This window comes from Streptomyces sp. NPDC016309 (assembly GCF_043077235.1).
In the GTDB taxonomy this organism is placed as follows: Bacteria; Actinomycetota; Actinomycetes; order Streptomycetales; family Streptomycetaceae; genus Streptomyces.
Genome location: NZ_JBIBSG010000016.1, coordinates 107496 through 117673, shown reverse-complemented (window position 1 = coordinate 117673; position 10178 = coordinate 107496). Strand labels below are relative to the sequence as shown.

The window sequence follows — 10178 nt, the reverse complement described above, 5'->3', positions numbered from 1 at the left end:
CGAAAAGTCCTCGGCCGCGTCGAACGCATCCTCACCCGAGGCCAGCACGAAGGAACCTTCCGCACCGACCTCCCCATGACCTGGCTCGTCACCACCTTCTACAGCCTCCTCCACGCCGCCGCGGCGGAAGCCGACACGCGTCGTCTGAAGGCCGGGGACGTCCCCGACGTCCTCGACCGCACACTCACCTCGATCCTGCGGAGCCCCGATGCATCCCCATGAAGCACTCGTACGCACCTGTCTCACCGCCATCAGCTCGGGCGACGCGGACACCTGGCTGTCCTGCTACACCCCGGACGCCGAGTCGGAGGACGTCCCCCTCCAGTCCGTCTGGAAGGGCACGGCCGGCCTGGACGAGGGCGTCCGCTCCTGGCTGGAGGCCATCCCCGACACACGGATGGAGATCCGGTCCGTGCACGCCGGCGACCACGTCGGCGCGTGCGAGTGGACGATGACCGGCACCCTCCGCGGCAGCATCGACGGCCTCCCCCCGGAGATCGCCGCCCTCGCCCACGGCAAGACGTTCTCCATGCGGGGCGCGACGGTCTACACGTTCTCCCCCGACGGCCGCATCCGGCGCGAGTCGCTGTACTGGGACCTCGCCGGCGTCCTGGGCCAGTTCGGCGTCCTTCCCGCACCGTAGTCCCGGGATAGACTGCCCCGCCCCACCCCGACCGGAGGTCATCCCAGTGTTACCTGCACGGGTATTCGCCGTTGCCCCGCTGGCTCTGGCGATTCTCGTCCTGTCCGGCTGCTCCTCCTGGGGCTGCACCGACACGACGGCGGAGCGCGGTAAGGCCGGTGTCAGGGTGCGGGTCGTGGACACGGACGGGCAGCCTCTGGGCGTCACCGCCGCGGTCGTTGACTGGCGCCTTGAGCCCCACCCGCAGGTGTCCTCCGAAGGTGACCGGGTCCACTTCCACTTCCGCTTCGACGGCGCCGACGAATACTCCGACCCCGCGGTGGACGCCTGCGCGGTCGACAAGGAGCGGGTGACGTTGGGGTGTCAGACGGTCCGCTCGTCCCAGGCGTTCGGGCCGGCCGACGATCCCCTCACGGGCGACGACTGGCTCGCCGTCGAGCACCCTGCGCAGGTTGCCGGAGTGTTGTTGATCCCCAATGACCAGTCCTACGACCGACGCACCTGTGAAGAGGACGCCAAGGACGGGGGCGGGAGGCATCCTCCGGAACCACCCAGCAGGGGGGAACAGCTGTAGGGAGGTCAAGGCGGTTGAGCGAGAGGAACGGGTATGCCGGCGCCCCGGTGTTTGCGCCGTTCGGTGGTCTGGGTGTGTGCCCATCGCCCCGTTGCCACCCTGCTGCGGGCCGCTCCGGGTTCTCCGGATCGGCCACCGCATTGAACCGGCGGACGACCTGGTGGACCGCGAGCAGGGCCCACCGCTCATGCCGCACGGCTTCAGGGTGGCGGGGCGTGGGGTCAGGCGGCGTCGCTGGAGGCGGAGGCGCCGGCCTGGTCGCGGAGCCGTACCTCCAGCCGGCCGTCGGAGACCCGGGTGTCGAAGGACGGCTGGGGAGCCGTCGCCGGGCCCCGGACGTTCCAGCCGTCCGCCAGCCGGAACACACTCCCGTGCCAGGGGCACCGTACGCAGCCGTCGGCGATCTCGCCCTCGGACAGCGGCCCGGCCATGTGGCTGCACCGGTCGGCCAGCACGTGGACGGTGCCGTCCGCCTCGCGGACCACCATGACGGCCACGTCGTCCACCTGGCGCCGTACCGCCCGGCCGACCGGCAGGTCCGCGACGTCGCCCACCGCGTGCCAGCCCGGTTCCACCAGGTGCGGCACCTGCTCGGCGTGGTTGGCACCCGCCGCCTGCCGGTAGGCGAGGTGGCCGCCGAGCGCCCCGCCGAGGGCCACGGCGGACAGCCCCGCCAGTCCCAGCGCCTTGCCCCGGGCCGCCTGCCCGCGCCACCGGGCGGTGTAGGAGGCGGTGTACAGCGCGACGGCGGTGATGTTGGCCGCCGCGTGGACCAGACCCACCCGCTGCTGTTCCCTGGGCATCTCGGCCCAGTCGGTCCACCCGGCCACCGCCGCCGGGCCGGCCGCGACCAGCCCGGCGCCGATCAGCGTCCGGGCGGCCCGGCGGTGCCCGGGCAGCGCGTCGAGCAGCGCCGCCGAGAACCAGGTCCCGATCGGCACCTGCACCATCAGGGGGTGCACCGGGTGGCCGAGCCAGCGCCCGTGCAGGACGTCCCGCCCGGAGCCGAGGGGAACCGCGTGGACCGCCGCGCGCACGACGTCGATCAGCCGGTCGGCGCCCGGCCAGCGCTCGATCCGGTCCATGCCCCGAAGGACGCGGCCCGGGCCGTCGGAGGAGGGCAGCAGCCGCCGCAGGGCCCTGGCGGCGGGACGGCGTGTGAGAGAAACATCCATGCCGGACGAATAGCCCTTCCCGTCACCAGGAAACCGGACCACCTCCGATCGGCCGCCGGAACCGTGCTAGGGGCGCCCCGCACGGGGTAACCGGCCTGGTGACCGAGGGCCCGCCACACGCCGACCCGGGAGGGTGACCATGACCCACTCCATCTCCGAGCAGAGCGTCGAGGAACTCGGCGGCCAGGCGAGCGTCCTGGCCCGGCAGCGCCGGGACCACGCCGAGCTCGACCGCATGATGACGCTGTACGAGTCGGGCCACGGGTCCCCCGAGGACCGGCGGCGGACCCTCGAGGACATCGTGCGCCTCACCTTCAGCCATGCCTTCGCCGAGGAGACGGTCCTGTGGCCGGCGCTGCGGCGCCTGGCCCCCGACGGCGAGGAACTCACCGCGCGGGTCGAGAGCGAGCACCAGCGGATCAACGACCTGGTCACCGAGATGGAGCGGATCGGGCCGGACGATCCCCGGCACGACGAACTCGCCACCGAGGCGTTCGCCCTGATCAGGCAGGACATCCGGGACGAGGAGGACCTGCTGCTGCCCCGGTTGCAGGCGTCCCTCGACACCGCCCGCCTGCGTCGGCTGGGCTCCACGTGGGAGACCGTGCGCCGCACGGCGCCCACCCGTCCCCATCCGGGCGTGCCCCGCCGGCCGCCCGCCAACGCCCTGCTCGGTGTCCCCCTGAGCGCGTTCGACCGGGCGAGGGACCTCCTGCCGGCGGGTGGCCGGGCGGTGCGCGGCGGGACGCTCGCGGCGGCCGCGGCCTGCCTCGGTGCCGCCTGGCTGGTGACCAGGCGCCGCCGGGGCGGCCGCTGAGCGGGGCGGGGGTCCGGGAGCGGCCGTGCGGTCCCGTGAGCGGGACGCGCACGGCGCCCTGGGCCGTCAGCCGAGGCGTACCAGCCTCTCCAGGACACCCGGCTCGTCGAGGTCGTCGCGCAGTGCCACGGGGACCCGGACCCGGCCCGCTCCCTCGCCGGCCGACAGCTCCCCCTCCACCGTGCCCGCACCGGCGGACCTCGGGAGGGGCTCGCCCCCGCCGCCGAGCCGCAGGGCCACCTTCAGGCCGGGCCAGCCGACCACCTCCAGGTCCTCGGTGGCGACCACCGGGGTCCGGCCCCCCAGGGGACGGTCGACGTAACCGACCACGTCCCCCTTCTCGACGGCCGTGGCGGACGTGACGCCCGCGCGCGCCGCCTCGACGAGGCCCCGGCTGTGCGTCCCGATCGCCAGCTTCAGCTTCTCCGGCAGCGTGGGCGCCCCGCGCACGCCCATCACCATGCCGACGATCCGGTGCGCCGTTCCGTCCACGACGGCGTCGGCGGCCCACAGCAGGTTGCCCCCGGCCGGTGTCGAGGAACCGGTCTTGACCCCGGTCACGCCCGGCCGCGACAGGAGGCTGTTGCTGTTGCCGATCCGCCCCGCCGAACCCGGCAGCGTGACGTGCCGGGTTCCCACGATCTCCCGGAACACCGCGTCGCGCATGGCCGCCTTCGCCAGCTTCACCTGGTCGACCGCTGTGGAGACGGTGGTGGCGTCCAGACCGCTGGGATCCGTGTACGTGGTGTCCGTCATGCCCAGTTCCCTGGCCGTGTCGTTCATCTTGCGGACGAACCGGTCCTGGGTGCCGGAGTCCCAGCGGGCCAGCAGGCGGGCGATGTTGTTCGCCGAGGGCAGCAGCAGCATCTGGAGCATCTCCTTCTCGCTGTACCGCTCGCCCTTCCTGACGGGCACCCTCGACTCGTCCGGGTTCCGTCCCTCGCGCTCGGCCGCGGCGTCGACCGTGATGTCCGGCCCGGTGCCCGCACCGGTGACGGGATGCTCCCGGAGGATCACGTACGCGGTCATCACCTTGGCGACGCTGGCTATCGGAGCGGGCTCGCCACTTCCGTACGTGCCGATCACCCCGACCCCGTCCACCTCGACGGCCCCCTGGCCCTCCCGAGGCCACGGCATCGCCGGCGGCCCGCCGCGGAAGGTGTACGCCGGTGAGGCGGCGGGGCGCAGGACGGGTTCGGGCAGCGGCCGCACGAGCTGTACGGTCACGCACGCCAGGGCGAGCAGGACGACGAGCGGCACCCACCGCGCCACCCCGGTCCCGGCCCATGTCCGTGTCCGTCCCGCGACGGACGCCCCAGGACCCCCGCCCGGCGCCTCGGCCGGAACCGGGCCCTCCGAACGCGCTGGTCCGTCGGTCGGCCGGCGGTCCGGCGCGGGCCCTCCGGCGGGGTCGCCGCCGGCGCCGTCCCCGGCCCGGGCCCGCTCGCCGTCCTTACCGGCGGCGTCCTCGACCGGCCCCGGGTCGGGATCGCGATCGGGATCGCGGGCCGGATCGGGCTCCGGCTCGCGATCGGGCGCGGGCTCCGGCTCGGGCTCCGGCTCGGGCGCGGGCTCGGGCTCGGGCTCCGGCTCGGGCGCGGGCTCGGGCTCGGGCTCCGGCTCGGGCGCGGGCTCGGGCTCGGGCTCCGGCTCGGGCTCCGGCTCGGAGTCCGGCTCCGGGTCCGGGTGGGCCTCGCCCTCGCCCTCGCCCTCGTCCTGGTCGTCGACCCTCTCCGGTGCGGGCGGGGCGTCCGGAGGCGCCTGGTCCCCGGAGGGTTCGGCGTCCACCGCCGGTGCGGCGGCCTGCCGCGTGGTGGGCTCCGGGTCGTCGTCCCGCGCCGGGTTCCCGGCACGCGCGGGCGCGGCGTTGGTCACTGCCGTGTCTCCGTCTCGTTCGTCGTCATGCGAGGGCGCTGCCCGCGGTCCACTGGTCCCAGCCGAGGTTCCAGTCCCCGTAACCGTTGCCGGCGTCGACGGTCTCCTTGGAGCCGACCACGCGAATCACGTCCCCGGGTATGACTGAGTCGAAGAAACGCCGCGCGGTTCCGTCGGCGGCCAGCCCGATGCAGCCGTGCGTGATGTTGCGCCGGCCGGCGTTGGCCCCGGCCTTCGGGTTCTCGTGCAGGTAGGTCCCCGAAGCGGTCAGGTGCACGGCGTAGTTGTAGTAGCCCCGGTAGGCGTCGCCGTAGTCGACCGTGCGCGAGTCCATCCAGACGCGGCGCTGCTTGTCCGAGACCACCATGGTGCCGTTCCAGGTGTCCATGCCCGGGGCTCCGGCGGTGATGGGGACGCGGCGTTCGCGGCCGTCCTCGGCCACCGTCATGGTGTGGGTCCGGACGTCGACGGTGGCCACCAGGGAACGCCCCACGGTGACCTGGCGGTTGAGGTGCCCGCCCGCGCGCACGGAGATCTTCGTCGCGGGCTTCCAGAAGGCGGGGGGCCGGTAGTCGATGCGTTGCCCGTCGTGCAGGTTGCGGTCCTTGATCCAGCTCCAGCCGCCCGTCGTCCGCGGGCTCGTCGTCACGGCCAGGGCCCGCTCGACATCGGCCCGTTGGGCGGCCGGGACCGGGCGCGCGAACGTGATCGACACGGGCATGCCCACGCCGATGGTCTGGCCGTCGGCCACGTTGATCCGGGCGGTGGCGAGTGCGGGGTGGTCCGCGGCCCCGGCCCCGTCTTCCGTGCCGGCCGCCGCACCGGACGGCTTCCCGGTGCCGGGCTTCCCCGTACCGGGCGCCGCCGCCGGGCTCGTCACCGCCCCGCCCGGCGCGTTGTCACCCCCCGCGTCGGCGCCGGTCCCCGGCTGTGAACAGCCCGCCGACGCCAGGACGCACAGCGCCCCCGATGCCCAGACGGCCCATGCGCGCCGTACCAGGCCGTTCCTGCCCCCCGTGGTCATGTCATCCCTTTCGCTGTGCTTCCATGTACGCCACTTGTACGCACGCCGGGGCAGCCGGGTTGCACGCGTACCGAACAATCTTTCGCGGCGTTCCGCCACCGGCGCCGTACGACCACACGGACCGCGCGGAGCACCATGACGGAGGACGAGTTCGACGCCTTCTACGCCGGCGCCTTCCCCCGGCTCGTCGGCCAGTTGTACGCCGTGACCGGGGACCTGGCGGAGGCCCAGGACGTCGTCCAGGAAGCCTTCGTACGGGCCTGGGACAAGCGGCGGGCCCTGATGGCGGACGGGGCCCCCGAGGCGTGGGTCCGTACGGTGGCCATGCGGCTGGCGGTGAGCCGGTGGCGGCGGGCCCGCCGCTGGCTGGAACTGATGCGCCACAGCCCGCCGCCCGAGCCGGTGCCCGGTCCGTCGCCGGACCACACCGCGCTGGTCGAGGCGCTGCGCGGGCTCCCGGAGGCCCAGCGGACCGCCGTCGTCCTGCACCATCTGTGCGACCTGTCCGTGGAGGAGATCGCCAAGGAGACCGGCTCCCCGCAGGGGACGGTGAAGGCCCGCCTGTCGCGGGGCCGGGCCGCGCTGGCCCGGCGGCTGGCCGGCACGGCGGTCCTGGAGGACCCGGGAACGAGGGAGGACAGTCATGTCCGATGAACTCGGTGACGCGCTGCGCGCGCTGTCCGAGGGGCGCCGGCCGGCCCCGCCCGTACCGGGCGCCGCGATCCGCCGGCTCGCCGTCCGGCGGCGGCGCCGCAGGCACGCCGCCGTCACGTCCGGTCTGGTCGCGGCGGTCGTGGCGGTCGTGGTGCCCCTGACGCTCGGGGGCGATCCGGCACCGGAGACGGGCGGGCGGCCCGAGCGGCCGGCCACCGCCGCGCCCACGCCCCCGGAGGTGGCCAGGGTCGATCTGTCCCGGCGGGTGCTGAGCGCGGCGGGGCGGGACCTTCCGGTGACCTCCGGCAAGGCGGGTCACCGCACTCCGGTGGGGTCCTTCACCGTCTCGGCCAAGCACGCCTCGAAGCGCGTGTCCGGTACCGAGGTCGGCATGTCCGGCGCGTACACGACGGTGCTGCCGTACGTGATCGAGCTGCGGTCGGCCGGGGGTGCGGTGACCCGGATCGCCGCCATCCCGCACCATGAGCAGGCGCCCGGCACCCTGGACGTCACCCCCGGCTGGATCGGTCTGCGGCCGGCGGACGCGGCATGGCTGTACGGGAACCTCGACCCGGGGGACGTCGTCACCGTCACGGGGGCGGCGCCGGCATCCTGAGCGGTACCGGACCGGTGGCGGGGCGTCCCTGGGCGGTCAGAAGGCGTAGCGGACCGTCAGCCACGGGGCGTGGTCCGCGACCAGCCGGCGTACGGTCTCCACCGCCGCCGCCTTGGGGGCGTTGCGGTAGCGCACGTTCACGCTGCCGTTCTCGGAGCGTTTGGCCTGCTGGATGTCGGGGCGCCAGATGGCGTCCTCGGCCCGCGGGTGCCACTCCATGTTGACGTCGTGGAGGTCCCGGTTGTGCGTCAGCATGATGACCTCGGCGGCCGCCTGATCCTTCACCGCGCGGGGCAGCACGTCGTCCATGTGCCGGAGCAGTGCCGCCCAGGCCCCTTCCCAGCCGGGCCGGATGACGACGGGGGACAGGTTGAAGTGCACCTCGTAGCCCGCCTCCAGGAAGTCCCCGGCCGCGGCGATCCGCCGCTCGACGGGGCTGGTGCGGATGTCCAGCAGTCCGGAGTCCTCGGGGGGCATGACGGAGAACCGGATCCGCGTCCTGCCCCGGGGGTCCAGCCGCAGCAGGTCGGGGTTGACGAACTTGGTGGCGAAGGAGGCCTTGGCGGTGGGCCAGCGGGTGAAGGCGTGCACCAGGTCGGCGGTGTTGTCGCTGATCAGGGCGTCGACCGAGCAGTCGTTGTTCTCACCGATGTCGTAGACCCAGGCGGCCGGGTCGCACTGGTTCGGTTCCGTCTTGGGGCCCTGCCCGGTGATGTGGCGCCGCAGCCGCGCGATGATGCGGTCGATGTTGGTGAAGACGGTGATGGGGTTGGCGTACCCCTTGCGCCGGGGCACGTAGCAGTACGCGCACGCCATGGCGCAGCCGTTGGCGGCCCCGGGGGCGATCCAGTCGGCGGACCGTCCGTTGGGCCGTACGGTGAGGGTCTTCTTCTCGCCCAGGACCAGTACGGTGCGCTTGATCCTGACCCAGCGCTCCGCGTTGCCCCTGTTGCCGTGCAGCTCGGGGATGCGCCAGTGGGAGTCCACGGGGACGACCTCGGCGTCGGGGAAGGCGGCGATGATCTGCCTGCCGCGGGGGGACGCCGCCGCTCCCGGTTCGGCGTGGATCTCCCGGACCGCCAGCATGCGGCGCCCCTCCGGCGAGTCCCGGAAGGCCTGTCCGCCGGCCGGGATCCCGCCGGGCGGCCCGGGCAGCACCTCGTCGAGGCCGAACAGTGCGTCGGGGTCATCGTCCGCGGGGCCGAACGGCCGGGGGGTGGGCATGCCTGCTCCGGTGTCTGTGGTGTCCCCTCCACGGTACGAGACGGGAGGCCGCCGCGCCGGAGGCCGCCGCGCCGCCGCGGTGACGACCCGGTGGCGTACGTTCCGTACCGTGGCGGTTCACCGGGGGCGGTACCGCGCGCGCCACCGGGGCGGACCGTACCCCCGCGAAGATCGCGGCCACGTAACCTGGTGGTCCGGCCGACCGGAGGAGTGGGGACGTACGCACGCCATACCCGCACAGGATGTCAGCACGCCCGTCGAGCGGGGACCGCTCGGACGGCGCCCCGCGTACGCGCACCGCACGGCCCATGCCCTGAGGAGGGATCCCATGAACGCCGCCGAAGAGGGACGGCAGCAGTTGGACACGGTCAGCGTCGGCAACGCGAAGAGGACGCTCGTCCAGCTCCTCGCCAGGGCGGGGGTCTACTCCGGTGACGCCGAGGAGCTGATCGGGCTCGTCGAGGCCGGCGCCCTGGCCCTCGCCCACGAGGAGATCGGTGCCCTGGCGGAGAACGCGCCGGGCGGGAAGGGCGAGCTCTACGAGTCCGGGTGGCTCGACGGCACGCGGGCGCTCACCGAGGAACTCGCCGGGCTCGCCGAGCGGGTCCTGCGGCACGCCGTCGCCTCCGACCCGGCCGACCGGGACCTGGGCATCCGTTCTCCCGTCCGGAAGACCCAGGTGGAGCGGGCGAAGGTGGCGATCACGCCGCTGTACCTGTCCTTCACCACCGAGTCCGACCTCGACCCCGAGGTCACCGAGCAGGTGCTGACCGCCGTGCTCGGCACGATGAACTCCCGGCAGCGGGCCGGGTACGCGGGCCGGCTGGCGCAGTTCGCCTCGGCGAACCGGGCCCGCCTGGAGCGGCTGTACGGGGAGTACGGCCCCGGGAGCACCATCGCCGTGCACGGCCGCTACTCGCTCGTCCACTCCCCCACCAGTGTCGCCGTACTGGAGCGCCTGAGCGTGACGCCGTCGGCGCTGCGGGAGGAGTGGGACGCGGCCGAGCTGCCGCCGGCGTGGCTGGACGGGCTCACCACGGCCTGGGGCGCGCCGGACTGACCGTCGGAGGAGACCGGCGACGCCGTCACCGTTCCGGGCCTGCCGGCCGGACGGGCCGCCGCGCCGTACCGCGCCGTCGCCGGGCGCCGGGCCGGAGGGACGGGCTCCGCCCGGCCCTGAGGCGCAGCGCGGCACCGTTGATGCGCGTACCGGCGTCGGACAGCGCGGCCCTGCCGCACCTCTTCCACACCGCCGGCGAGACGCCCGCGCGCCGGCCGCCGGTGGTGATCAGCGCGTTCACCGGGGCCAGCGGGTCGCCCGCCGTCGTCCTGGCCAGCAGCACGCCGACCGCGAGCGGCAGCAGGGCTGCGGCGACGGCCGTTCCGGTGCTGGTGACGTGGCGCAGCCTCGCGCGACGGGGTGCCTCAGGGATCATGGGAGTCATTCCAGCAGCGCGCTCGCGGGGCGGCATCGGTCGGCGTACTCAGCGCGCGTACTCATTCCGGCGCGGACCGGGGCGGGGCGGGTTCGTCGGCGGGCCGGCCGGGAAGCAGCATGGCGGCGCGACTCCCGCGC

General features: G+C 74.4%; 11 protein-coding genes and 1 pseudogene. 7 read left to right on the top strand and 5 right to left on the bottom strand.

What is annotated here, in order from left to right; translation table 11 throughout:
• From ACF068_RS29870 to ACF068_RS29860, 3 genes and pseudogenes are all read left to right on the top strand, one after another.
• Nucleotides 1-222, top strand: a pseudogene (locus ACF068_RS29870) (TetR/AcrR family transcriptional regulator); the annotation flags it as partial.
• Nucleotides 209-643, top strand: a complete 435-nt coding sequence (locus ACF068_RS29865) for a nuclear transport factor 2 family protein (protein ID WP_392277422.1) — start codon at nucleotides 209-211, stop codon at nucleotides 641-643. The pseudogene ACF068_RS29870 and the gene ACF068_RS29865, both read left to right, overlap by 14 nt.
• Nucleotides 644-689: 46 nt before the next feature.
• Nucleotides 690-1217: a hypothetical protein gene (locus ACF068_RS29860; RefSeq protein WP_392277421.1), complete on the top strand. Its 528-nt coding sequence runs from the start codon at nucleotides 690-692 to the stop codon at nucleotides 1215-1217.
• Between the two features lie 221 nt (nucleotides 1218-1438).
• Here the strand turns inward: ACF068_RS29860 and ACF068_RS29855 are convergent, their stop codons facing one another.
• Nucleotides 1439-2392, bottom strand: a complete 954-nt coding sequence (locus tag ACF068_RS29855; RefSeq protein ID WP_392277420.1) for a Rieske 2Fe-2S domain-containing protein — start codon at nucleotides 2390-2392, stop codon at nucleotides 1439-1441.
• Between the two features lie 139 nt (nucleotides 2393-2531).
• Here ACF068_RS29855 and ACF068_RS29850 point away from each other — a divergent pair, with 139 nt between their 5' ends.
• Entirely contained in the window at nucleotides 2532-3209 is a 678-nt protein-coding gene (locus ACF068_RS29850) for a hemerythrin domain-containing protein (protein ID WP_392277419.1), read from the top strand.
• A 66-nt stretch (nucleotides 3210-3275) separates the two neighbouring features.
• On the opposite strand, the gene ACF068_RS29845 is transcribed toward ACF068_RS29850, so the two are convergent.
• Nucleotides 3276-5084, bottom strand: a complete 1809-nt coding sequence (locus ACF068_RS29845; protein WP_392277418.1) for a D-alanyl-D-alanine carboxypeptidase family protein — start codon at nucleotides 5082-5084, stop codon at nucleotides 3276-3278.
• A 25-nt stretch (nucleotides 5085-5109) separates the two neighbouring features.
• Nucleotides 5110-6108, bottom strand: a complete 999-nt coding sequence (locus ACF068_RS29840; protein WP_392277417.1) for a L,D-transpeptidase — start codon at nucleotides 6106-6108, stop codon at nucleotides 5110-5112.
• A gap of 135 nt (nucleotides 6109-6243) precedes the next feature.
• Here ACF068_RS29840 and ACF068_RS29835 point away from each other — a divergent pair, with 135 nt between their 5' ends.
• A complete protein-coding gene (locus ACF068_RS29835; RefSeq protein ID WP_392277416.1) occupies nucleotides 6244-6762 on the top strand; it encodes a SigE family RNA polymerase sigma factor in 519 nt (172 codons plus the stop codon).
• Nucleotides 6752-7378, top strand: coding sequence for a L,D-transpeptidase (locus tag ACF068_RS29830; RefSeq protein ID WP_392277415.1), 627 nt, complete (start codon nucleotides 6752-6754; stop codon nucleotides 7376-7378). The genes ACF068_RS29835 and ACF068_RS29830 overlap by 11 nt, the downstream gene beginning before the upstream one ends.
• A gap of 36 nt (nucleotides 7379-7414) precedes the next feature.
• Here ACF068_RS29830 and ACF068_RS29825 read toward each other — a convergent pair whose 3' ends face one another.
• The gene (locus tag ACF068_RS29825) at nucleotides 7415-8602 is read right to left on the bottom strand and encodes a spore photoproduct lyase family protein (RefSeq protein ID WP_392277414.1); all 1188 of its coding nucleotides are present in this window, start codon (nucleotides 8600-8602) and stop codon (nucleotides 7415-7417) included.
• Nucleotides 8603-8930: 328 nt separating this feature from the next.
• On the opposite strand from ACF068_RS29825, the gene ACF068_RS29820 reads away from it, so the two are divergent.
• Nucleotides 8931-9662 (top strand): hypothetical protein, encoded by a 732-nt coding sequence (locus tag ACF068_RS29820; RefSeq protein WP_392277413.1) that lies wholly within the window; start codon nucleotides 8931-8933, stop codon nucleotides 9660-9662.
• Between the two features lie 25 nt (nucleotides 9663-9687).
• On the opposite strand, the gene ACF068_RS29815 is transcribed toward ACF068_RS29820, so the two are convergent.
• Nucleotides 9688-10038 (bottom strand): hypothetical protein, encoded by a 351-nt coding sequence (locus ACF068_RS29815; RefSeq protein ID WP_392277412.1) that lies wholly within the window; start codon nucleotides 10036-10038, stop codon nucleotides 9688-9690.
• Nucleotides 10039-10178: the final 140 nt, after the last annotated feature.

Bases quoted from the DNA above. Each gene is read 5' to 3' on its own strand.
- ACF068_RS29865 (WP_392277422.1), top strand. From the start codon at position 209: ATGCATCCCCATGAAGCACTCGTACGCACCTGTCTCACCGCCATCAGC.
- ACF068_RS29855 (WP_392277420.1), bottom strand. From the start codon at position 2,392: ATGGATGTTTCTCTCACACGCCGTCCCGCCGCCAGGGCCCTGCGGCGG.
- ACF068_RS29850 (WP_392277419.1), top strand. From the start codon at position 2,532: ATGACCCACTCCATCTCCGAGCAGAGCGTCGAGGAACTCGGCGGCCAG.
- ACF068_RS29840 (WP_392277417.1), bottom strand. From the start codon at position 6,108: ATGACCACGGGGGGCAGGAACGGCCTGGTACGGCGCGCATGGGCCGTC.
- ACF068_RS29835 (WP_392277416.1), top strand. From the start codon at position 6,244: ATGACGGAGGACGAGTTCGACGCCTTCTACGCCGGCGCCTTCCCCCGG.
- ACF068_RS29830 (WP_392277415.1), top strand. From the start codon at position 6,752: ATGTCCGATGAACTCGGTGACGCGCTGCGCGCGCTGTCCGAGGGGCGC.
- ACF068_RS29825 (WP_392277414.1), bottom strand. From the start codon at position 8,602: ATGCCCACCCCCCGGCCGTTCGGCCCCGCGGACGATGACCCCGACGCA.
- ACF068_RS29820 (WP_392277413.1), top strand. From the start codon at position 8,931: ATGAACGCCGCCGAAGAGGGACGGCAGCAGTTGGACACGGTCAGCGTC.
- ACF068_RS29815 (WP_392277412.1), bottom strand. From the start codon at position 10,038: ATGATCCCTGAGGCACCCCGTCGCGCGAGGCTGCGCCACGTCACCAGC.